Origin of the sequence: Yersinia sp. Marseille-Q5920, assembly GCF_946902935.1 — a bacterium.
GTDB classification, from domain to species: domain Bacteria; phylum Pseudomonadota; class Gammaproteobacteria; order Enterobacterales; family Enterobacteriaceae; genus Yersinia; species Yersinia rochesterensis.
Map to the genome: position 1 here is coordinate 106,827 of NZ_CAMPQA010000004.1, position 22,248 is coordinate 129,074.

The following is a 22,248-nucleotide window of genomic DNA, read 5'->3' on the forward strand; positions in this document are numbered from 1 at the left end:
GGTTATTAGGATGAAAGCGCAGTCTGTTATCAGACCGCGCTTATATCACTCAAAAAAAGAGTTTAGGTGTGAATCAGAAGTTAAATTTCCCACCCAGAGAAGCGGCGATATCGGAGTAGCTGTTGTCGCCAATCTGCCCTGAAATGCCGCCCTGAATGCTCAGGTTAGCTGTCAGCTTAGCTTCCACCCCGGTCTTGAGTTCTCCGACGTTACGCGCTCCTTTGATATGGTCATCCACACCGTCCATTCGCACGCCATACTGGTTAGTATTATACACCCAGTTAGCTTCGACATAAGGCTGGAACTTGCGCTCAGTATCCTTATCTAACGCACTTTTCCCATTCAGATAAGCACGCAGACCCAGCTTGGTCTGCACGTTATTGTTGCCCAGACCCTGCACGTATGAACCTGTATTTTCCGTATGATCGTCAGCCTTAACCCCCATCCAGATTGCCTGGGCATGCGGTTGCAGCCACAAGGTGTTTCTGATTCCGTGGGCCGTCGTCCAGCTATTTACCAGCCAATCATAGCCCGTTTCAAGTGATGCGGTCATACCCTGGCTGTCATATTTTTCTTCTGCCATATCTTGACCATTCACCTGATTTCTGAACCAGTTGTATTGCAGCCAACTGTCAGCGTACAAGCCTCCTTTTTCCCGGTTATTCGCATACCAGGAACCATACATCCCCGTGCTATAACCCGTTATGGTATTACGTGAGCTGTAGCCTTTCTGGCTGTTATAGGTTTGGCCTTGTGCGTTAGCATAGCCCCCCATCACCCCTAGGTTAAATTTGCCTAAGGATTCGGATGATACTTGCAGCACGTCGCCACCCAGTTGCAGGACATAGCGGTTAGTGCTGGTTTTGTTCTGACCATCCGTCATCGATGCCTTATTGCGCCCACCTTCGTTACGCATCCACATTGAGATTGAACGCGTTTCACCGGTGACCAGGTCCTCGTACTGTGTCTCTCCAGCACGATCGTGCAAACTCAGCGTAAACAGTGTATTTGCCGCCTGAAGGTTGGTCGCGTAGCTGGCAGCTTCAGGTCTTACCTGATTGCTATGGCTATCCAGATACCAATCATTTTCTTTTTTCACGAGAGAGTATTCATATAACCCAGCGGAGATCCGGTTACCCTGCGTAAAGACGGCATCCGAGTCACCCTGCACAGTAATCAGCTTGAGGCCCAGAAGCGTTTGTGCGCCGTGGCCTTTTTCATTGACTAGGTAAAGTGTGCTTGTGCCGGAGGAATTCCCCAGTATTGTCAACTGGTCGGTCAGCGAGTCATCGTCTGCAAGCACTGCGCCCAGGGAAACTGAACTACCCTGTACGCCGACGTAATCGCCGTTGATTATCAGGTTATTCCCTGCGCTGGTTGCTGTGGGATTAAGCACCATACTGCCGCGGTTATTGAAATGGCCGTCGATGTATGAGGTGACATATTGCTGGTTTGACAATGTCAGTACGCCGCTGTTATTCACGTTTCCTGACAACCTGCTCAGGTGATTAAGCTCGAGGGTTCCTGCGTTCGAAAATCCGTTCCCGGCCCGCCACACCGTAGAGTCCAGCAACGTCAGTTTGCTGCTGTTGTCGATATTTACCGCAGACACGCTGGTCGTAGCATTAGCTCTGACCTCTGAACCGCCATGGAGCGTGATATTACCTGTCCCGCTGATTTCATGGCTAAATTCACCTTTCGTGTCCAGAAATATCATCTCATTATTATTGGTGATCCCGCCGGTTCCAGCCGCGTTCACGCCTTGCAGAACCAACGTACCCGAATTGAGAACAGTGCCACCGGTGTAGGTGTTTTTCCCAGCCAGGATAAGCATGCCGTTACCAGTCTGAACCACAGAACCTCAGCCGGATATCACGCCGCCGTAAGTCAGTGCATCACTGCGGTTATGTTGTTGATGATATTTCCGACCACTGACCCAGTGGTGCCGCCGTTACCAATTTGCAGGGCCCCCGCGTTGATAGTGGTACCGCCGGAATAGGTGTTATTACTAGTGAGAGTAAGTGTTGCTGCGCCTGTTTTGACCAGCGAGCCCAAGCCTGAAATTAGCCCCGTCGCAGTTAAATTAGCGTTGGTTTGAAGTGTTCCAGTGGTCTTCAGCAGCATGTCTCGTGCTGTACTTATTGCTGCGGTATTTTCCAGGGTGCCACCATTGAAAGTCAGCCCACCCTCTGCTGCTCCGAGGTTGCTATCATTCGATACTGACAGAGTACCGGCATTGATATTCCATGCTGTGACTTCCGTGGTTGAACCGTTAAGTGTCCAGGTGCTGTTACCGGTTTTTACATAGTCGTTGAAACCATAATATTGCACGGCACCTGACCATGAGGGCGGTGATGTTGCCGCGAGGCTGGAGACAAAGAAACTGCCATTGGTATCTCCTCCTAGCGCCAGCGTGTCCCCACCACTGCTAATGACATTACCAACAAAACTGTAGCCGGACTCAAGGGTCAGCGTATTATTTCCGCCGGAAAATTCAATCGCGTTAGCCTGCGTTGTTCCATTGCCCGCCAGCCCTCCAGCGATAAGATTTGATGTCGTGATGGTGCTTGAGCCAGTAGACACAACACCGACCCCGGCGGCACCATAAGTCCCTGACGTACCCTCGGCCCCAGCCTGTCCTACTGAACCTATAGTGCCTAGGGGCGCGCCAGCATAGTCTGTATCACCCGCTGATCCACCGGTCGCTAAACCGGCTCTCCCTCCATTTCCACCGTTGATAATACCCCGGTTGACCAACTGAAAATTACTCCCTGTCACGGCAGTGGCACCCGCAGCCCCGTTCCCAGCAGTCCCACCAGAACTTCCATCACCACCATCGCTGGAACGACCGGAATTGTTTGCACCCTGTCCCCCTCGGCCACCGGCACCACCGAAAGCGTTACCACCGGCACCGCCCGACCCACCGATGATTGAGCCGTCATTGCTTAGGTTGAACCCACTCCCTGTCATCGCGTTGCCGCCCATGCCGCCATTTTCGGCGACCCCAGCCAGACCAGCATCTCTGCCATTGCCGCCGTTGGCATTGCCACCAGAACCGCCTGCGCCACCGGCAAGTAAATTACCCGTCGTGACGTCGATAGTACCGCCGGTTACGGCTACGTCACCTGTTCCGCCTGATGTTGCGGTATTGGTGGCATCTAAACCGTGACTGCCATTAGCCCCAGAATTACCGGGGTTCCCTGCTGTGTTACCATTGCTCCTGTCGCGCCTGAGGTACCGGAGGCATCAACACCGGCGGTTCCTGCCTGGCCCACTGTACAATCAGCATAAGTGGTGCCATTTGCAATGCAGCTAGCAGCCTGCGCGGAGGATATGGCGGCTCCAAATGCCAATGCGGCAGCGCAAGCAAGCACGATCGGATTAAGTCGAAATTGGGGCGGTGCGGGTAAAAAATGAGATTTTCCATTTAAAACAATATTATGGGTGTTGTTCATGGTTTTCCTTCGAGTTAAAAATGGCTATTTATTGGTTACAGCGGAAATGGCTAAAGTGACGTATGCCCGAAGATGACCATCATGGGTTTCACTCCAACTGTTTGAGCAATAAGGTAAATATACGGTTTCAATCTTATTTAGATCTTTATCGGCAGGAGAAAGGAAATATTTAAGGAGGATTGTCAGACTAAGGATAAATATTCGTGCGCAATGTGTAAGTTGGCTGGTAATTCTTTGTTGCACTGGTGTTGCCCGGATTTAACTTCATAGCTCGCCCCCACACATGTCCAAGTATATCCCCATGGGTCTTGTACTCTGAGAATGGCGGGTGCAGGTCTAACTCGTGCAACTTTCTCATTCGATGTAACATATTGCATATGTTCGACACTATAGCCACAGCGCGGTATGTGGGGAGTAGGTGAGGGGGTTCGGTGAGGTGGAATGTGGCCGATTTATGCCAAAGATATGACTCAAAACTGCAAAATAACGCAGATAACGATAAGTGCTACTTAAGCTGGCTGGCTTGTGTAGCGGGTTAGACAGTTGTTATGATGCGCTCCTTTTAATCACGCATCAGACTGTTTCTCTGATGCTGGAGGTTATGTGAAGTACGAATTACAAAAAACTGATGGGCGCGCCCGTCGTGGTCGTCTGATCTTTGAACGCGGTGTAGTAGAAACCCCGGCATTTATGCCTGTCGGCACCTACGGCACAGTAAAAGGGATGACGCCGGAAGAAGTTGCCGAAACCGGTGCGCAAATCTTGTTGGGGAACACTTTCCACTTGTGGTTGCGTCCGGGTCAGGAAATCATGAAGTTGCACGGCGACTTGCATGACTTTATGCAATGGCATGGCCCTATCCTGACAGACTCTGGCGGTTTTCAAGTGTTCAGCTTGGGTGCGATGCGCAAAATCAAAGAAGAAGGGGTGACATTCCAAAACCCTATCAACGGCGATAAAGTTTTTCTCAGCCCAGAAAAATCGATGGAAATCCAGAATGATCTCGGCTCTGATATCGTGATGATTTTCGACGAATGCACACCCTACCCAGCAGACTGGGATTATGCGAAGCGTTCGATGGAAATGTCATTGCGCTGGGCTGCCCGTAGTCGCCAACGCTTTGATGAACTGAACAATAAAAATGCATTGTTCGGTATTATTCAGGGCGGCGTTTACGAAGATTTACGTGATGTATCCGTAAAAGGGCTGGTAGATATCGGTTTTGATGGTTACGCTGTGGGCGGCCTGGCGGTTGGTGAGCCAAAAGAAGATATGCACCGCATTCTGGAGCATGTTTGCCCACAGATTCCGGAGGATAAACCCCGTTACCTGATGGGCGTGGGGAAACCTGAGGATTTGGTTGAAGGTGTACGTCGCGGTATCGACATGTTTGACTGTGTAATGCCAACGCGTAATGCCCGTAATGGTCATTTGTTTGTCACTGACGGAGTCGTAAAAATCCGTAATGCCAAACATAAGAGTGATACTGCAACGCTGGACGAGCATTGTGATTGTTATACTTGTCGCAATTATAGCCGTGCCTACTTGCATCATCTTGACCGTTGCAACGAAATACTGGGTGCGCGGCTGAATACCATTCATAACCTGCGTTACTACCAACGCTTAATGGCGGGTTTACGTCAGGCTATTGAAGAGGGTAAATTAGAGAACTTCGTTGAAGATTTCTATGGTCGGATAGGGAAACCTGTTCCGCCATTATCTCCACAAGTAAGCGTTTGATTTTAAAATTATTACCTTTGTATTTGTCGGTCTAACAGTTACGATTCACCGTTTCTGTTTTATCGCACTGATTTCACACTACTGATATTGATAACAATGAGGGAATTTTAATGAGTCTTTTCATTTCCGATGCTGTCGCATCCGCTGGGGCTCCGGCTCAGAGCAGCCCGTACTCCCTGGTGATTATGCTGGTGGTATTTGGTCTGATTTTCTACTTCATGATCCTGCGTCCACAGCAAAAACGTGCCAAAGAACACAAAAAACTGATGGATTCTATCGGTAAAGGTGATGAAGTTTTAACCACCGGTGGTTTACTGGGTCGTGTTACTAAAGTTGCGGAAACGGGCTACATCGTCATCGCGCTGAACGACACCACTGAAGTGATGATCAAACGTGACTTCGTTGCTGCCGTTTTACCGAAAGGTACAATGAAAGCTCTGTAATTTTCGATTTTCCCGAAGGGAATTGCCGTGTTAAACCGTTATCCTTTGTGGAAGTATCTGATGCTGATCGCTGTGATCTTCATCGGTCTGCTATATGCACTTCCCAACCTTTATGGTGAGGATCCGGCTGTTCAAATCACTGGTGCGCGAGGAATCGCCGCCAGTGAAACAACGCTGGTCCAAGTCCGTGACGTTTTAGAAAAAGACAACATAGCGAGCAAGTCTATTGCGCTGGAAAACGGTGCAATCCTGGCTCGCTTTAGAGATCCCGATGTCCAGTTGCGTGCCCGTGAGGCACTGATGGAAGCAATGGGAGACAAATACGTTATCGCCTTAAACCTGGCTCCGGCAACGCCATCCTGGCTTGCTAAGTTGGGTGCAGAGCCGATGAAGCTTGGTCTTGACCTACGTGGTGGTGTGCACTTCTTGATGGAAGTGGACATGGATACCGCGCTGGGCAAGCTGCAAGAGCAAACGATGGATACCCTGCGCAGTGATTTGCGTGAGAAAAATATCCCGTATGCCACTGTGCGTAAGCTAGATAACTATGGTGTTGAAGTGCGTTTCCGCGATGATAAAACTCGCGATGATGCTATCAGCTACCTTTCTTCTCGCCACCGCGACTTGGTGATTGGCTCCAATGGCAGCAATACATTAAAAGCTGTGATGAGCGATGATCGTCTGCGGGAAGCGCGCGAATATGCCGTTCAACAAAACATTACTATTCTGCGTAACCGGGTTAACCAATTAGGTGTAGCCGAACCGTTGGTTCAGCGCCAAGGGTCAGATCGTATTGTGGTTGAGTTACCGGGTATTCAGGATACAGCACGGGCTAAAGAAATTCTTGGCGCGACCGCGACTCTGGAATTCCGTCTGGTAAACAGCAATGTTGACGCCACTGTTGCAGCCTCCGGTCGTGTACCGGGCGATTCCGAAGTCAAAAATACCCGTGAAGGCCGTCCGGTTGTCTTGTACAAGCGCGTCATCCTGACCGGTGATCATATTACCGATTCAACCTCCAGCACCGACGAATATAACCAGGCTCAGGTTAATATCTCGCTCGATAGTGCGGGGGGGTCTGTTATGTCTAATTTTACCAAAGACAATATCGGCAAGCCGATGGCGACTTTGTTTGTAGAATATAAAGACAGCGGTAAAAAAGATGCGAATGGCCGAGCGATTCTGGTTAAGCAGGAAGAAGTTATCAACATCGCCAACATTCAGTCGCGCTTAGGTAACAGTTTCCGTATTACCGGCATTGATAACCCGGCTGAAGCTCGTCAGCTTTCTCTGCTGCTGCGTGCGGGTGCATTGATTGCACCAATCCAGATTGTAGAAGAGCGCACTATCGGGCCAACTTTGGGTTCTCAGAACATTACCCAAGGTCTGGAAGCCTGCTTGTGGGGCTTGGCGGTCTCTATCCTGTTTATGGTGGTTTACTACCGTAAGTTTGGTGTGATTGCCAGTACTGCACTGTTGGCTAACTTGGTGTTGATCGTGGGCGTGATGTCTCTGTTACCAGGGGCGACATTAACCATGCCGGGTATTGCCGGGATCGTATTGACGCTGGCGGTAGCAGTTGATGCTAACGTGCTGATTAATGAGCGAATAAAAGAAGAGTACAGAAACGGGCGGACGATCCAGCAAGCGATTCATGAAGGGTACAAAGGTGCCTTCTCGAGTATCGTCGATGCGAACGTAACGACACTGATCACTGCGATTATTCTATATGCTGTGGGTACTGGTTCGATTAAAGGCTTTGCCATTACAACGGCAATCGGTGTTATAACGTCAATGTTCACCGCAATAGTCGGTACTCGTGCCATCGTCAACCTGCTTTACGGCGGCAAGCGCATTAACAAGCTGTCTATTTGAGGAGTACGTTGTGGCACAGGATTATACTGTTGAACAACTGAACTATGGCCGTAGAGTTTATGACTTTATGCGCTGGGATAACGTCGCTTTTGGTATCTCGTTGCTGCTGTTGGTAGCATCCATTGCGGTTATCTCCGTTAAAGGGTTTAACTGGGGTCTGGATTTCACCGGTGGTACGGTGATTGAAATTAACCTGGAAAAACCGGCGGATCTGGATCAACTGCGCGACACATTGGAAACGGCTGGTTTTGAATCGCCAATCTTGCAGAACTTTGGTAGCAGCCGTGATGTTATGATTCGTATGCCACCTGCAACCGGCACTGCCGGGCAGGAATTGGGTAACAAAGTCATCTCGATTATCAATGAGTCAGTTGATAAGAATGCATCGGTAAAGCGCATCGAATTCGTCGGGCCGAGTGTGGGCAGTGATTTAGCCCAAGCAGGCGGGATGGCATTGTTGGTCGCGTTGCTGAGTATTCTGGTTTATGTCGGTTTCCGTTTTGAATGGCGTTTGGCGCTGGGGGCGGTTATCGCCTTGGCGCATGACGTGGTCATTACCATGGGGATCTTGTCGTTGTTCCATATTGAGATTGACCTAACCATCATCGCTTCATTGATGTCGGTTATCGGTTACTCGCTTAACGACAGTATCGTGGTATCAGACCGTATTCGTGAGAACTTCCGCAAGATCCGTCGCGGTACGCCTTACGAAATCATGAACGTGTCTTTGACCCAGACCTTAAGCCGTACCATTATGACCTCTGCAACTACGCTGATGGTGGTCTTGATGCTGTTTATCTTCGGTGGTGCGATGCTGCAAGGCTTCTCACTGACGATGCTGATCGGTGTTTCCATCGGTACAGTTTCATCCATCTACGTGGCCTCTGCGCTGGCGTTGAAACTGGGTATGAAACGTGAGCATATGTTGCAGCAAAAAGTTGAGAAAGAAGGTGCAGATCAGCCTTCAATCCTGCCGTAATAGCTTGTAATCGATAGAATACAAGATTAAAGCCCTGATACTGGTATAGCCGGTATCAGGGCTTTTTGTTGTGGTTTTAGTGATTTTGCGGTTATTTCCTTACAGTAAAACTCATTATCCATTAATTTATATGATTTCCTTTTAGCGCTTCTATTAAAATATATTACTGTTTTAATTATTTGCCGTGTAAATGTGTTTTTTATTTTAATTGTCATGTGAAATCAATAAGGATAATAAGTCATTAAGTTGTTTTTTTTATGAGTATTTCCCTTTATTTAATATCTAACCACTCAATTTTAACCGATTGTTGAGGCGGTAACAGACGTGTTTTATATATTAAGGTTTACATTGAAATTTAAGGGGGGGTAATGACCGTTATTTCGAGTGCTACGAGTAATACTCAAGTTGTAATTTCTAATGATGATCAAAAGGATAAGCCTGATAGCAATAACATTACGTTGGAAAAAATAAAACTAGAGATAGTGACTGCTTTTACGGGGATAGAATATAATGCAAATTCAAAAATAAGTCGTCTAATAGAAAAAAACACAAACGAAACTAGGATGGGAAATGTAATAATTAATGTAAATGAGTATCTAAAGGAAGGTGAAGGTACCAAAAGATGTAAGGATTTCATTTCAAATATAGAAAAAGACCAAGGTTCGGAATTTAATAAAAATTATACACTAGAGAAGAATCGTAAAGGGTTGTATCAATTCATCGACAGAAAATATGTCGTGGATGATGTATGTTCATCTGAAGTTAATGAGGAAGTTAGATACAAAGAGAGTCAAATACAAAAGCAGAATGATAGAATAATTAATGAGGAAAAGATAAAAAAAGAGTTACAAGAAAAGAAAGAACTAAAAAAAGAAATAGAACGTATCAATAAAAATTTGGGAAAGTTAGAACATCGAGATACTATATTCCGTGGTTTAGTCGCAGTTAGTGATGTAGTATTTGAATGTAAAACATTCTCAGGTTCAGATAAAATAAAAAAGAAACACGATTTTTTGAAGAGTAAAAATATAGACTCAAGTTGTTTAATAGAACTTAAAGAACATATTGAACAGTTGGAGGGACTGGAAAAGCTTTATATCGATAATATGTATTTGAATATGGAAGAACTGCCAAAATTCCATGAGAATTTAGAGTCTGTTAAAAATGAGGGTGTTCGTGATGCAGCGAAAATGATAAACACTCTGATAGAAAATTTATCCTATAAAGAAAAAACCATCAGGACTCGGGTTGTTAATATTATTGCTTCTTTTCTATTTCCCAACTTATTTAAAAACAGAGAGAGTGAAAAAATGCAATTCGTGGGAAACATAATAAATTTGAAGGAGCTAATAACTGATTTAAGTCATAAACCAGGCTATGAAAACCTGATGAAAGCAAAGTGGCTCTATGGATTAGTGACTCAGATGTTAGTTAAGGGCACACCAGCCCAATACCCTTTCGATCCTCTCGGCGTGTTATCCCCAGACCGTAAAGTTTGGCTAGAACTGCAAAAGGAATGGTTGAAGCCTCTTGAACCTAAATCCGATGAACCAAAGCTTTCGTCATAGTTGATCGACATAAACTGCCGCTTCCGCCCTTTGTTGTCGCGGCAGTTCGCGGTAAACTGTCGCTAAGTTTAAGCTCACCCATCAGGAAGCGCTATGCATTGCCCTTTTTGTGCCGCTGTGGATACCAAAGTCATTGATTCCCGTCTGGTGAGCGATGGTTCGCAAGTGCGCCGTCGCCGCCAGTGTTTAGATTGTAATGAGCGCTTCACCACTTTCGAAGTGGCTGAACTGGTGTTGCCGCGCGTGATTAAAAGTGATGAGGTGCGCGAACCCTTTAATGAAGAGAAATTACGCCGCGGCATGCTGAAAGCATTAGAAAAACGCCCTGTCAGCTCTGATGATGTCGAAACGGCAATCAGTCATATTAAATCTCAGTTGCGCGCCACCGGCGAACGTGAAGTCCCGACCAAAATGGTCGGTAATCTGGTGATGGAAGCCCTAAAGCGCTTGGATAAAGTGGCGTATATCCGTTTTGCTTCGGTGTATCGCAGTTTTGAAGATATTCGCGAATTTGGCGAAGAAATTGCCCGTTTACAGGACTAGTCAGCGTATCTTTACTATCAAAATATTCTTTACACAACGTTAAATATTACAATATATACCCTAAATAATTCGAGTTGCAGGAAGGCGGCAAGCGAATAAATCCCGATGAGCTTACATCGGTAAGTGATTCGGGTGACTGAGTGTAGCTAACGAACATGCAGCTTGAAGTATGACGGGCATAAAACTAAGGAAAGCCATGCAGCCCGATGAGTTTTATATGGCCCGTGCCTTTGAGTTGGCGCGGTTAGGGCGTTTTACCACGTCACCTAACCCGAATGTCGGGTGTGTGGTGGTGCGGGACGGCGAGATTGTTGGTGAAGGTTATCACCTGCGTGCCGGTGAGCCTCATGCCGAGGTGCATGCCCTGCGTATGGCGGGTGAGAAAGCGCGTGGCGCTACCGCCTATGTCACTCTTGAGCCATGCAGCCATCACGGGCGTACGCCACCCTGTGCTGATGCTTTGCTTACTGCCGGTGTAAAACGCGTGGTAGCCGCGATGCAGGACCCTAATCCGCAAGTTGCCGGGCGCGGGTTATATAAATTAAAACAGGCTGGGGTTGAAGTCGACCACGGTTTGATGCTGGCAGAGGCCGAAGCCGTCAATCTCGGTTTCTTGAAGCGTATGCGCACCGGTTTTCCTTATCTGCAACTAAAGATGGCAGCATCCTTGGATGGCCGCACGGCGATGGCTTCCGGCGAGAGCCAGTGGATTACTTCACCACAGGCGCGTCAGGATGTGCAGCGTTTTCGGGCGCAAAGCTCCGCCATCCTCAGTACCAGTGCCACTGTGTTGGCCGATGATCCTTCGCTTACCGTGCGCTGGCAGGAATTAGATGCAGACACCCAAGCGCGCTATCCTCAAGATACACTGCGCCAGCCGGTTCGCGTTATCGTCGATAGCCATAACCGCGTGACGCCAGAGCATAAAGTCATACAGCAAGACGGCCCGTGCTGGTTAGCTCGAGTTGAGGCAGATGAGCAGTCATGGCCTAACAATGTCGAGCAATTGTTGCTACCACGTCATGGCAATGGGGTCGATTTAGTCTTATTAATGATGCAATTAGGTAAGCGGCAAATTAATTCTGTTTGGGTTGAAGCTGGGCCACAATTCGCCGGTGCTTTGTTGCAGGCTGGTGTGGTTGATGAGTTAATTCTTTATATCGCGCCCAAATTGTTAGGCAGTGATGCCCGAGGATTATGCCAGTTGGCGGGGTTAACCAGCCTCTCAGATGCCCCAGAGTTTGTATTCAGTGATGTACGCCAGGTGGGGCCAGACTTGCGCCTGCGCTTGAAACCGAAGTATTAATGAATTATCCGGCAGGGATTCACTCTGCTAATCATAGTCTTGCCTGCGTTTTACAAATGCGCAGGGGCGGGGCGTGAAAGAATATGATAGAATCCGCCCCCCTGCGGGGTATGAACCTATATTGAGGAAAGCTATGAACGTTATCGAAGGTGTTGTTGCTACTCCTAATGCCCGCGTGGCGATTGCAATTGCGCGTTTTAACAACTTTATCAACGACAGCCTGCTGGAAGGTGCGATTGATGCCCTGAAGCGCATTGGTCAGGTAACCGACGACAACATCACTGTTGTTTGGGTTCCGGGGGCTTATGAACTGCCGCTGGTTGCTAATGTGTTAGCAAAAACAAATCGTTACGATGCGGTAATTGCGCTAGGTACAGTTATCCGTGGGGGCACTGCGCACTTTGAATATGTTGCTGGTGAAGCGAGTTCTGGTCTGGCAAGTGTGGCCATGAACAGCGATATCCCGGTAGCCTTTGGTGTGCTGACCACAGAAAGTATTGAGCAGGCAATTGAGCGTGCGGGTACTAAAGCGGGTAATAAAGGTGCAGAAGCTGCCCTGACCGCGCTTGAAATGATTAATGTAATCAAAGCTATTAAAGGCTGAATTTAGTTAAGTTAAGGGGAATTCCGTGAAACCTGCTGCTCGTCGCCGCGCTCGTGAGTGCGCTGTTCAAGCGCTCTACTCTTGGCAGTTGTCTAAAAACGACATCGCTGATGTTGAATTACAGTTCCTGTCTGAGCAGGATGTCAAAGATGTAGACATCGCCTATTTTCGCGAATTGCTGTCCGGGGTTGCCGTTAATGCCGCATCTCTGGATGCGCTAATGGCGCCTGTTCTTTCCCGCCAGCTCGAAGAATTAGGTCAGGTTGAAAGAGCGGTTCTGCGTATTGCGCTGTTTGAACTGAGCAAACGTGATGATGTCCCTTATAAAGTGGCAATCAATGAAGCGATCGAATTAGCCAAAACTTTCGGCGCTGCAGATAGCCATAAGTTCGTCAACGGAGTGCTGGATAAGGTGGCTCCGATGGTGCGTAAACGAAAATAATTCGTTGCATTAACGACTTGAATTGGGGCCGGATTCCGGCCTTAATTTATTGATCAGTTAACATTTCTGGAATTGTATTATGGCATGTGGCGAATTTGACCTCATTGCCCGCTACTTTGACCGGTTCAGAAGTAATCGCCGGGATGTAGAACTGGGTATTGGAGACGACTGCGCACTTCTTACAGTGGCAGAGAAACAGCTGTTGGCCATCAGTACAGATACACTGGTGTCGGGCGTTCATTTCCTTCCGGATATCGATCCGGCTGATCTCGGATACAAATCTTTAGCAGTAAATCTTAGCGATTTAGCGGCTATGGGAGCTGATCCTGCTTGGTTATCTCTTGCTCTGACTCTCCCTAATGTCAATGAAGATTGGCTGCAATCATTCAGTGATAGCTTGTTTGATCAACTTAATTATTACGGTATGCAATTGATCGGCGGTGACACCACGCGTGGGCCGCTAAGCCTGACATTGACCATTCAAGGTTTAGTCCCTGAAGGGCGAGCATTGAAACGCGCTGGCGCTCGGATTGGTGACTGGATTTATGTAACCGGTACATTAGGCGACAGTGCCGCTGGTCTGGCAATTTTACAAAATGAGTTGCGGGTTGATGATGAGACAGACAGGGCGACGCTAGTTCATCGCCATTTACGGCCACAGCCCCGAGTCTTGCAGGGACAGGCTTTGCGCGATCTTGCCAGCTCGGCGATTGATATCTCTGATGGTCTCATTTCTGACCTACAACATATTCTGAAAGCCAGTCATTGCGGCGCACGTATTGAGCTGGATGCTTTGCCGTATTCTGATGCACTAAAAAATCAGGTAGATGCCGAGCAAGCTCTGCGCTGGGCGTTGAGCGGCGGTGAAGACTACGAACTATGCTTTACCGTACCGGAGATAAACCGGGGGGCGCTGAAAGTCGCATTGAGTCACACGGGCGCAAATTACACCTGTATTGGTCAGATTGGGCCACAAACGGAAGGGGTTAAATTCTTCCGTGAGGGTAAGGCGGTTGAGATGAATTTGCGTGGTTTTGATCATTTCTCAGCAGGTAACCCTCATGGTAGGTAATAGCATGGATGAAGCCAAACGTCGTCTGCGATTATCTAATCCGTGGCACTTGTTGGCGACGGGTTTTGGCAGCGGATTATCGCCGTGGGCTCCGGGCACCATGGGGTCTATTGCTGCCATTCCTTTCTGGCTGTTATTGATTCAGTTACCCTGGCAACTCTATTCTCTGGCCGTGATGTTTAGCATCTGCATTGGTGTTTATATCTGTCACCGTACCGCCAAAGATATGCAAGTTCATGACCACGGCAGTATCGTTTGGGATGAATTTGTTGGGATGTGGATTACTTTGATGGCATTGCCGGTCAATGATTGGCAATGGGTCGCCGCTGGTTTTGTCGCATTTCGTATTTTTGATATCTGGAAGCCTTGGCCGATTCGCTGGTTTGATCGCAACGTTCATGGCGGCATGGGCATCATGGTGGATGATATTATTGCCGGTGTGGTTGCTGCCGCGATTATTTTTGTCATCGGGCACTACTGGCCAATCGATTTGTTCTACTGATACCCGTCATCTTTCAAATTGCAGGTGTGTTGGCTGCGTTCTCTCACCCGAATCACTGACTTATGTCAGCTCATCGGGATACGCTTACTTGCCGCCTTCCTGCACCTTGAAATCTATAGGGTATATGTGTGGTCATTTTTAAAATTGCAGTTAAAAGCCGAACCAAGGGAAACACTCCGTTCGGGTCGTAGCGGGCCCGTAGGAGTGGTCGCCCTTGGCTCACGGTGTTATCTGTCTGAGTTACTCCAACCAGGCTTCAATCTGGCGCTGAATTCCGTCAGCATCCAGACCAAATTCAGCACGCATTTCATCTTGTTCACCTTGTGGAACAAAGCTGTCTGGTAAACCGAGATTCAATACTGGCACTAACTGGCGTTTTGCCATTAGCAGTTCATTCACACCACTGCCTGCACCGCCCATAATGGCGTTTTCTTCTACAGTAACCAGTACCTCGTGGCTGGCAGCCAGTTCCAGTACCAATTCTTCATCCAATGGTTTAACGAAACGCATATCTACCAGTGTGGCATTCAGATTGTCGGCTACCATTTGCGCCTGTGCCAGTAATGTCCCAAAGCACAGGATGGCAATTTTTTCACCTTCGCGGCGCACGATCCCTTTACCAATAGGCATTATTTCTAGTGGCTCTAATGTTACGCCAGTGCCATTGCCTCGCGGGTAACGCACTGCCGCAGGCCCTTGGTGGTGATAGCCGGTGTGCAGCATTTGGCGGCACTCGTTCTCATCACTAGGGGTCATAATTACCATGTTAGGGATGCAGCGCATGAATGATAGATCGAATGCGCCCTGGTGGGTTTGGCCATCCGCCCCCACTAAACCGCCGCGGTCAATGGCGAATAATACTGGCAGATTCTGGATAGCAACATCGTGGATCAGCTGGTCATAAGCCCGTTGCAGGAAAGTCGAGTAGATAGCAACGACCGGTTTGTAGCCGCCAATAGCTAAGCCAGCAGCAAAGGTCACGGCGTGTTGTTCGGCTATCGCCACATCAAAATACTGTTGTGGATATTCACGCGAGAAGCGCACCATCCCCGAACCTTCACGCATTGCGGGTGTTACTGCCATTAACTGACTGTCTTTAGCGGCGGTTTCACATAACCATTCGCCGAAGATTTTAGAATAAGTGGGTAGGTTGCCCTGACTTTTCGGTAAGGTGCCAGAGGCCGGATCAAACTTAGGCACAGCGTGCCAGCCAATGGGATCTTTTTCAGCTGGGGCGTAGCCTTTGCCCTTCTTGGTCATGATATGCAACAGTTGCGGGCCTTTTAGGCTGCGCATGTTTTTCAATGTTTGTGTCAAGGCTTGCACGTCGTGGCCATCAATCGGGCCGATATAATTAAAACCCAACTCTTCAAATAAGGTGCTGGGTACCACCATGCCTTTCAGGTGTTCTTCGGTGCGTTTCAGCAAGTCTTTAATTGGCGGTAAACCCGAAAGTGCTTTCTTTCCGCCTTCTCGTAGGCTGGCGTAGAGTTTGCCAGATAATAGCTGGGCCAAATGGTTGTTCAGGCCGCCTACGTTTTCTGAAATAGACATTTCGTTATCGTTAAGGATAACCAGCATGTCTGAATGAATATCCCCGGCATGATTCATCGCTTCGAAAGCCATGCCGGCAGTAATGGCACCGTCACCAATCACACACACGGTACGCCGGCCTTTGCCTTCACGCTCGGCGGCAACCGCCATCCCCAAACCCGCACTGATGGAGGTTGAGGAGTGGCCGACAGAAAGTACGTCATATTCACTTTCATCACGCCATGGGAAAGGATGTAAACCATCTTTCTGGCGAATGGTACCTATCTGCTCACGGCGGCCGGTTAATATTTTGTGCGGATAAGCCTGATGGCCAACGTCCCACACCAGGCTATCAAACGGCGTATTGTAGACGTAATGTAACGCGACAGTCAGCTCAACCACGCCTAACCCAGAAGCAAAATGCCCACTGGATCGGCTGACAGAGGCAAGCAAATACTGCCGCAGTTCATCACATAACTTCGGCAGACTTTCTTTCGGCAACATGCGCAGTTCTTCAGGATTCTCAGCAAGTGCCAATGTCGGGTATTTGGCTATATCAATACTCATTCGATGCTCATATCAAAAGTTTAAGTAGGCACTCACGGACTGCCAGTATATTTCTAATTATCACGCTCAATAATAAAACAGGCTAAAGCCTGTAGTGGCGCTATGTTATAGGATTGCTCTGACAACTCATTCAGGGCGCTAACGGCTTCCTGATAAAGGTCCATGGCTTTGGCTTTGGCGCAATCTAACCCCAGAAGTGCTGGATAGGTGCTTTTTCCGTGTTGCTGATCTGACCCTTGGCGCTTACCAATTGTAGCGGTATCACCAATAACATCTAAAATATCGTCTTGCACCTGAAAGGCCAGACCGATGGCGTTTGCATAGCGGTCAAGTAATGGCAATGCTTCGCGGCCAGGGGCACCGGCTGCCAAAGCGCCGAGACGCATGGCTGCACGGATCAATGCTCCGGTTTTATGCCGGTGGATTTTTTCAAGGTCAGCGAGTGCAATCTGGCGAGTTTCTGCTTCCAGATCCAAAGCCTGACCGCCACACATGCCCGCCACACCACTGGCATGGGCTAATTCTGCAATCATCGACAGGCGGTCTTTATCTGCCACACCGGGCATTGGGGCTTCTGCCAGGATAGAAAATGCCAGTGTTTGCAATGCATCACCGGCCAGAATGGCATTGGCTTCACCAAACTTCACATGGCAAGTTGGCTGCCCACGGCGCAAATCATCGTCATCCATCGCCGGTAAATCATCATGAATTAATGAATAAGCATGGATACATTCAATTGCCGCCGCAGGGGCATCCAAACAGGTCAGTGGCAGGCCGAACATTTGGCCGGTGGCGTAAACCAAATAAGGGCGCAGCCGTTTACCACCCAGCACGGCACCATAGCGCATCGCCTCAACCAAATCACTGTTGCCAAAAGGAAGCGGCGCAATGAAATCCAACAGAGCTTGGTTGATTCGCTGCTGGTGCGCGGCAAGCTGCTGATTGAAGTCCACTGAGGAGTGAATGTTAGACATAAGGCTACTCAGTATCTGGAGTGAAAGGGGTTAATGGCGCATCAACATCGTCGCTCAACAGAACTTGAACGCGTTGTTCAGCTTGCAGCAAGGTTTGCTGCCCAAGACGTGCTAATTGCACCCCGCGCTCAAACTCATTTAATGCCTCTTCCAGCGGAAGCTCGCCGGACTCCAGGCGAGTAACAATCTGTTCCAGTTCGCTGAGTGATGTCTCAAAACTGGCAGCTTTGGTTTCAGGTGATGCGGCTTTTTTCGGCATAGTTTTTATTCGACTCGGTATTTTTATGAAACGTAACCTTGATGGCGCGTAACGTCTCCCTGCTTACAGAGAGCAACTCTTCAGGTCAACTTCAGGTCAAAAGTTTATTACCGGCTATTCTAGCGGATAATGAAGGGGAAATCGTGACGTTTAAGTCCGGTTTTTAGTACGCAGCAGCACATCATATAGTGATATACTCCTCGGCTTGCATGTTTTCGCTAACACTTTTGACTGTTGCTCTCACTAGCAACGCCATCACTCCATAACCAGACAACTAAAGACCGCCATGAAGTTTATCATTAAATTGTTCCCAGAAATCACCATCAAGAGTCAATCTGTGCGATTGCGCTTCATTAAGATCCTCACAACCAATATCCGCAATGTATTGAAAAACCTTGAGGACGATACCCTCGCGGTGGTTCGCCATTGGGATCATATTGAAATCCGTACTAAAGATGACAATCTTGGCCCACAGATTTGTGATGCTCTGACCCGTGTCCCAGGGATCCACCATATTCTCGAAGTGGAAGATCGCAGCTACACTGATATGCACAATATTTTCGAGCAAACGCTGGAAGCTTATCGTGAAACTCTGATCGGGAAAACATTCTGTGTTCGGGTGAAACGCCGTGGTAAACATGAGTTTTCATCGGGTGATGTTGAGCGATATGTTGGCGGCGGTCTGAATCAACATATTGAAAGTGCAAAAGTTAAACTGACTCATCCTCAGGTAACGGTTCATTTAGAAGTTGATCAGGACAAACTGACACTGATCAAAGCGCGTCATGAAGGATTGGGTGGTTTCCCGATTGGGACGCAGGAAGATGTTTTATCTCTGATTTCAGGCGGTTTTGACTCGGGTGTCTCCAGCTATATGCTGATGCGCCGTGGTTGCCGCGTGCATTATTGCTTCTTCAACCTTGGTGGCTCAGCCCATGAAATTGGGGTGAAGCAAGTCGCTCATTATCTGTGGAACCGTTTTGGTAGCTCCCATCGGGTGCGTTTTGTTGCTATTGATTTTGAGCCAGTGGTGGGCGAAATTCTCGAGAAAGTCGAAGATGGCCAGATGGGCGTGGTGTTAAAACGCATGATGGTGCGCGCGGCGTCTCAGGTTGCAGAACGTTACGGCGTGCAGGCGTTAGTCACCGGTGAAGCACTGGGGCAGGTCTCCAGCCAGACACTGACCAATTTGCGTTTAATTGATAATGCCTCTGACACCTTGATTTTACGGCCACTTATTTCTCATGATAAAGAGCACATCATCAATCTGGCGCGTGAAATCGGCACCGAAGATTTTGCTAAAACCATGCCAGAATATTGCGGTGTGATTTCAAAAAGCCCGACGGTGAAAGCGGTCAAAGCCAAAATTGAAGAAGAGGAATCTCACTTTGATTTCTCCATTTTGGACCGAGTAGTCAATGAAGCTAAAAACGTCGATATCCGTGAAATTGCTGAACAAAGCCGTGAGCAGGTGGTTGAAGTTGAAACCGTCGCCGAGCTGGCGGATACCGATGTGTTGCTGGATATTCGTGCGCCCGATGAGCAAGATGAAAAGCCGCTGAAGTTAGACGGGATTGAAGTCCGGGCGCTGCCGTTCTATAAACTGAGTTCTCAGTTTGCCGATTTGGATCAGAGCAAAAACTATTTGTTGTATTGCGATCGCGGTGTAATGAGCCGTTTGCAGGCTTTATATCTGCGCGAGCAGGGCTATACCAATGTGAAAGTTTACCGCCCTTAAAGGTAATAAGCTAACGGCTACTGCGCGTGTGGATTTTGAGCTTGCGCTGTACTCGAACTCCTCACGTACTACGTGTACGCTCCGGGTTCTGCGCGCAGTGCGCACTCAAACTCCTTTCGCTCGCTACGCCTTGTTGCGGGATGTTAACGGCTACTGCGCTTCGCCATTCTGGGCTTGCGCAGTGGTTGCTATGATCATATTCATTATATACCCAAAGTAATTGGAGTTGCAGGTAGGCAGCCAGCAAACTCATCCCGATGAGCTTACTCAGGTAAGTGATTCGGGTGAGCGCGTGTAGCTAACAACTCTGCGGCTTCAAGTCCGAAGGGTATAGTTATAAATCCCTGGCGGTAGTACCAGTTGCCAGGCGATCTCTTCGGCCTTTTCTCGTCCGAGCAGTAAAAAAACAATCTTTAGCGCGAAATCGATGGATGTTCCTGGCCCCTGGCTGGTGACCAGATTGACTCGACGGTCATAAACAACACGTTGATCCATCCATTTTGTTGGATCAATTTTGTCTTTTAATGCCGGAAAGCCAGTCATATTGCCAACCGGGAATAACTGGTGATGCTCAAGGACTAAGGCGGGTGCGGCGCAAATGGCGGCGACCAAACGGCCCTCTTTATGTGTTTGTTCTACAGTGGCGACTAACAATGGGCTGTCGCGAAAGCATTCTGCGCCCTTAATCCCGCCGGGAAGCACTACCACATCAAACTTTTGATCCGCTACATCCACCAGGCGAGTATCAGCCAGTAACCGGACGCCACGTGAACACACTATTTCCAGTGCGCCGTCACTAGCAACACTGGCGGTCGTGACGTTAATGCCCGCACGCACCAGAATATCAATTGTTGTGACAGCCTCGGTTTCTTCACTACCAGGAGCCAGGCAAACCAGCGCCGATACGCTCATACTCGTTTTCCTTACGTTTAATTAAGTCATACAACCGGGCATTTTCCGGCAAGGTCATGCCGTGACTGCGCGCGCGCCTCAGTAAATAGCCGGTGATGTAGTCTATTTCGGTGTGCCGTTGGCAGCGTAAATCCTGTAATAGTGATGAGATGTTATTGGCGGTGCTCTGGATAACATCATTGACATAGCTTAACAGGCTGCTGGTTGAGGTATGGTAGCCCTCCATCTCCATCACACTGGCGACCTCAGCACATAATTTCTCAATCAGTTCTGGATAGCGTTGCAGATCCCCATTGCGGCAGTTATATAGGCCGGTAAGCGGATTAATCACACAGTTTACCGCCAGTTTTTGCCAACATGCCGCAGAAATGTCGTCATGCCAGGCGACGTCCGGCAGGGCCTGATGCAAAATGTCGGCCAACTGGCTGATGTTGGTCGCAATGGGGGACATTGGGCCTATATGAGTAATACCGCTGGCGACATGGACGATGGTGTTGCCATCCCGGCGCGCAGCATGGGTAGTCACACCATGGAGAAAAAGATGGTCATCCCGTGGTAATTCTTCCTGTGTGCCCATCCCATTATGTAACAGTAAAATCTTACATTCGGGGTTAAGTTTGGGCAGTAAGCCGGTGATGGCACTGGATACTTGCCATGCCTTTAAGCAAACCAATAATAATTCACTTTTTGACAGATGCTCAGGATCATTAGTGGGGAGGTTCTGATTGAATGCTTCGCCACCTAACAATATGACATTAACTGAACAGTAGGGCTGTGGCACACGAAGCCAGCCTTGCACATCGTGGCCTTGCTGGTATAGCGCTGATAACCACAACTGCCCGAGAGCTCCGCAACCAAGCACAGTAATTTTCATTGAGACCTCCTTGGTATGGGCGGAAATATACCCGTCGCCCTTCAATATGCAGGGGTGTTGGCTGCCCTTGCTCACCCCAGTCACTTAGTTATCTAAGCTCTTGGAGATTTACTCGGTTGCCGCCTACCTGCATCTCGAAGTCACTTGGGGATATACAGTGTTTTCTCAGTATTATGCTCTGATTATAGACTTTTGGGTCACAAAACGAAGAGTTAGCTACAAACCGGCTTCACCCAGAACCGTAGAGGAATTGAGCCATTGGCAGCACTTGGCTTTGTCTGTTGGGATAAAGCGGTTATTATGCTAGCCATTCATTTTATCAGGAGGAGGGAATATGCCATCTTTCGACATCGTATCTGAAATTGATATGCAAGAAGTGCGCAACGCAGTGGAAAACGCCACCCGTGATCTGGCAAACCGTTGGGATTTCCGTAATGTTCCTGCGAGTTTTGAGTTAAATGAAAAGAACGAAAGTATCAAAGTGGCCAGTGAATCTGATTTCCAGGTTGAGCAGCTGCTGGATATTTTGCGTGCTCAATTGACCAAACGCGGCATTGAAGGGGCGGCATTGGAAATCCCGGAAGAAATGGACCGCAGTGGCAAAACCTACAGTGTGGATGCCAAATTGAAGCAAGGGATTGAAAGTGCTCAGGCTAAGAAGCTGGTTAAGCTGATTAAAGACAGCAAACTGAAAGTTCAGGCACAGATTCAAGGTGAACAAGTTCGGGTTACCGGTAAAGCGCGTGATGATTTGCAGGGTGTGATGGCATTGATTCGTGGTGCTGATTTGGGCCAACCATTCCAGTTCAATAACTTCCGCGACTGATACTTAGCTAAATCAGGTACAAAATTCTGTACCTGA

General features: G+C 48.4%; 21 protein-coding genes. 13 read left to right on the top strand and 8 right to left on the bottom strand.

The features are described 5' to 3' along the window. Positions 1 to 73: 73 nt before the first annotated feature. From OVO64_RS07305 to OVO64_RS07315, 3 genes are all read right to left on the bottom strand, one after another. On the bottom strand, positions 74 to 1,855 hold the full coding sequence (locus tag OVO64_RS07305) for an autotransporter outer membrane beta-barrel domain-containing protein (protein WP_267248689.1): 1,782 nt from the start codon (positions 1,853 to 1,855) through the stop codon (positions 74 to 76). 32 nt (positions 1,856 to 1,887) lie between these two features. Beyond that, entirely contained in the window at positions 1,888 to 2,970 is a 1,083-nt protein-coding gene (locus OVO64_RS07310) for an autotransporter-associated beta strand repeat-containing protein (protein WP_267248690.1), read from the bottom strand. Between the two features lie 188 nt (positions 2,971 to 3,158). Further along, entirely contained in the window at positions 3,159 to 3,455 is a 297-nt protein-coding gene (locus tag OVO64_RS07315; RefSeq protein WP_038631466.1) for a hypothetical protein, read from the bottom strand. A gap of 603 nt (positions 3,456 to 4,058) precedes the next feature. Between OVO64_RS07315 and tgt the strand changes: the two genes are divergently transcribed. The 11 genes from tgt (at position 4,059) to pgpA (ending at position 14,529) form a co-directional block, all read left to right on the top strand. Further along, positions 4,059 to 5,195, top strand: a complete 1,137-nt coding sequence (tgt, locus tag OVO64_RS07320; RefSeq protein ID WP_038631469.1) for a tRNA guanosine(34) transglycosylase Tgt — start codon at positions 4,059 to 4,061, stop codon at positions 5,193 to 5,195. A gap of 110 nt (positions 5,196 to 5,305) precedes the next feature. Beyond that, on the top strand, positions 5,306 to 5,638 hold the full coding sequence (gene yajC / locus OVO64_RS07325) for a preprotein translocase subunit YajC (RefSeq protein ID WP_005166605.1): 333 nt from the start codon (positions 5,306 to 5,308) through the stop codon (positions 5,636 to 5,638). Positions 5,639 to 5,665: 27 nt separating this feature from the next. Then, positions 5,666 to 7,513, top strand: a complete 1,848-nt coding sequence (secD, locus tag OVO64_RS07330; protein ID WP_267248691.1) for a protein translocase subunit SecD — start codon at positions 5,666 to 5,668, stop codon at positions 7,511 to 7,513. A gap of 10 nt (positions 7,514 to 7,523) precedes the next feature. Next, on the top strand, positions 7,524 to 8,492 hold the full coding sequence (gene secF, locus OVO64_RS07335) for a protein translocase subunit SecF (RefSeq protein WP_049557837.1): 969 nt from the start codon (positions 7,524 to 7,526) through the stop codon (positions 8,490 to 8,492). A gap of 368 nt (positions 8,493 to 8,860) precedes the next feature. Next, complete coding sequence (locus OVO64_RS07340; protein WP_145586044.1) at positions 8,861 to 10,060, top strand: hypothetical protein; 1,200 nt, start codon at positions 8,861 to 8,863, stop codon at positions 10,058 to 10,060. Positions 10,061 to 10,153: 93 nt separating this feature from the next. Continuing rightward, entirely contained in the window at positions 10,154 to 10,603 is a 450-nt protein-coding gene (nrdR, locus tag OVO64_RS07345; protein ID WP_004393175.1) for a transcriptional regulator NrdR, read from the top strand. Positions 10,604 to 10,799: 196 nt separating this feature from the next. After that, entirely contained in the window at positions 10,800 to 11,909 is a 1,110-nt protein-coding gene (ribD, locus tag OVO64_RS07350) for a bifunctional diaminohydroxyphosphoribosylaminopyrimidine deaminase/5-amino-6-(5-phosphoribosylamino)uracil reductase RibD (RefSeq protein WP_145512115.1), read from the top strand. A 133-nt stretch (positions 11,910 to 12,042) separates the two neighbouring features. Continuing rightward, positions 12,043 to 12,513: a 6,7-dimethyl-8-ribityllumazine synthase gene (gene ribE / locus OVO64_RS07355; RefSeq protein ID WP_004393184.1), complete on the top strand. Its 471-nt coding sequence runs from the start codon at positions 12,043 to 12,045 to the stop codon at positions 12,511 to 12,513. Between the two features lie 25 nt (positions 12,514 to 12,538). Further along, positions 12,539 to 12,955: a transcription antitermination factor NusB gene (gene nusB / locus OVO64_RS07360; RefSeq protein ID WP_004393185.1), complete on the top strand. Its 417-nt coding sequence runs from the start codon at positions 12,539 to 12,541 to the stop codon at positions 12,953 to 12,955. 79 nt (positions 12,956 to 13,034) lie between these two features. Continuing rightward, entirely contained in the window at positions 13,035 to 14,027 is a 993-nt protein-coding gene (thiL, locus tag OVO64_RS07365; protein ID WP_032821118.1) for a thiamine-phosphate kinase, read from the top strand. 4 nt (positions 14,028 to 14,031) lie between these two features. Then, positions 14,032 to 14,529: a phosphatidylglycerophosphatase A gene (pgpA, locus tag OVO64_RS07370; RefSeq protein WP_049557824.1), complete on the top strand. Its 498-nt coding sequence runs from the start codon at positions 14,032 to 14,034 to the stop codon at positions 14,527 to 14,529. A 240-nt stretch (positions 14,530 to 14,769) separates the two neighbouring features. Here the strand turns inward: pgpA and dxs are convergent, their stop codons facing one another. From dxs to xseB, 3 genes are read right to left on the bottom strand one after another with little or no spacing between them, the layout of a single operon-like run. After that, positions 14,770 to 16,629, bottom strand: coding sequence for a 1-deoxy-D-xylulose-5-phosphate synthase (gene dxs, locus OVO64_RS07375; protein ID WP_267248692.1), 1,860 nt, complete (start codon positions 16,627 to 16,629; stop codon positions 14,770 to 14,772). Between the two features lie 53 nt (positions 16,630 to 16,682). Next, entirely contained in the window at positions 16,683 to 17,603 is a 921-nt protein-coding gene (gene ispA, locus OVO64_RS07380) for a (2E,6E)-farnesyl diphosphate synthase (protein WP_038631486.1), read from the bottom strand. A 4-nt stretch (positions 17,604 to 17,607) separates the two neighbouring features. Further along, positions 17,608 to 17,862 (bottom strand): exodeoxyribonuclease VII small subunit, encoded by a 255-nt coding sequence (gene xseB, locus OVO64_RS07385; protein ID WP_038631488.1) that lies wholly within the window; start codon positions 17,860 to 17,862, stop codon positions 17,608 to 17,610. 286 nt (positions 17,863 to 18,148) lie between these two features. Between xseB and thiI the strand changes: the two genes are divergently transcribed. Continuing rightward, positions 18,149 to 19,600, top strand: coding sequence for a tRNA uracil 4-sulfurtransferase ThiI (thiI, locus tag OVO64_RS07390; RefSeq protein WP_267248693.1), 1,452 nt, complete (start codon positions 18,149 to 18,151; stop codon positions 19,598 to 19,600). A gap of 315 nt (positions 19,601 to 19,915) precedes the next feature. On the opposite strand, the gene yajL is transcribed toward thiI, so the two are convergent. Then, entirely contained in the window at positions 19,916 to 20,512 is a 597-nt protein-coding gene (gene yajL, locus OVO64_RS07395) for a protein deglycase YajL (RefSeq protein ID WP_145509738.1), read from the bottom strand. Next, complete coding sequence (gene panE, locus OVO64_RS07400; RefSeq protein WP_145509737.1) at positions 20,475 to 21,386, bottom strand: 2-dehydropantoate 2-reductase; 912 nt, start codon at positions 21,384 to 21,386, stop codon at positions 20,475 to 20,477. The genes yajL and panE overlap by 38 nt, the downstream gene beginning before the upstream one ends. Before the next feature lie 334 nt (positions 21,387 to 21,720). Between panE and OVO64_RS07405 the strand changes: the two genes are divergently transcribed. After that, on the top strand, positions 21,721 to 22,212 hold the full coding sequence (locus tag OVO64_RS07405) for a YajQ family cyclic di-GMP-binding protein (RefSeq protein ID WP_004393506.1): 492 nt from the start codon (positions 21,721 to 21,723) through the stop codon (positions 22,210 to 22,212). Positions 22,213 to 22,248 lie beyond the last annotated feature (36 nt).

Excerpts from the sequence above, each read along its gene's own strand:
- OVO64_RS07310 (WP_267248690.1), bottom strand. The coding sequence starts at position 2,970 with ATGACAGGGAGTGGGTTCAACCTAAGCAATGACGGCTCAATCATCGGT.
- OVO64_RS07315 (WP_038631466.1), bottom strand. The coding sequence starts at position 3,455 with ATGAACAACACCCATAATATTGTTTTAAATGGAAAATCTCATTTTTTA.
- yajC (WP_005166605.1), top strand. The coding sequence starts at position 5,306 with ATGAGTCTTTTCATTTCCGATGCTGTCGCATCCGCTGGGGCTCCGGCT.
- OVO64_RS07340 (WP_145586044.1), top strand. The coding sequence starts at position 8,861 with ATGACCGTTATTTCGAGTGCTACGAGTAATACTCAAGTTGTAATTTCT.
- nrdR (WP_004393175.1), top strand. The coding sequence starts at position 10,154 with ATGCATTGCCCTTTTTGTGCCGCTGTGGATACCAAAGTCATTGATTCC.
- ribD (WP_145512115.1), top strand. The coding sequence starts at position 10,800 with ATGCAGCCCGATGAGTTTTATATGGCCCGTGCCTTTGAGTTGGCGCGG.
- ribE (WP_004393184.1), top strand. The coding sequence starts at position 12,043 with ATGAACGTTATCGAAGGTGTTGTTGCTACTCCTAATGCCCGCGTGGCG.
- thiL (WP_032821118.1), top strand. The coding sequence starts at position 13,035 with ATGGCATGTGGCGAATTTGACCTCATTGCCCGCTACTTTGACCGGTTC.
- pgpA (WP_049557824.1), top strand. The coding sequence starts at position 14,032 with ATGGATGAAGCCAAACGTCGTCTGCGATTATCTAATCCGTGGCACTTG.
- dxs (WP_267248692.1), bottom strand. The coding sequence starts at position 16,629 with ATGAGTATTGATATAGCCAAATACCCGACATTGGCACTTGCTGAGAAT.
- ispA (WP_038631486.1), bottom strand. The coding sequence starts at position 17,603 with ATGTCTAACATTCACTCCTCAGTGGACTTCAATCAGCAGCTTGCCGCG.
- xseB (WP_038631488.1), bottom strand. The coding sequence starts at position 17,862 with ATGCCGAAAAAAGCCGCATCACCTGAAACCAAAGCTGCCAGTTTTGAG.
- thiI (WP_267248693.1), top strand. The coding sequence starts at position 18,149 with ATGAAGTTTATCATTAAATTGTTCCCAGAAATCACCATCAAGAGTCAA.
- yajL (WP_145509738.1), bottom strand. The coding sequence starts at position 20,512 with ATGAGCGTATCGGCGCTGGTTTGCCTGGCTCCTGGTAGTGAAGAAACC.
- panE (WP_145509737.1), bottom strand. The coding sequence starts at position 21,386 with ATGAAAATTACTGTGCTTGGTTGCGGAGCTCTCGGGCAGTTGTGGTTA.
- OVO64_RS07405 (WP_004393506.1), top strand. The coding sequence starts at position 21,721 with ATGCCATCTTTCGACATCGTATCTGAAATTGATATGCAAGAAGTGCGC.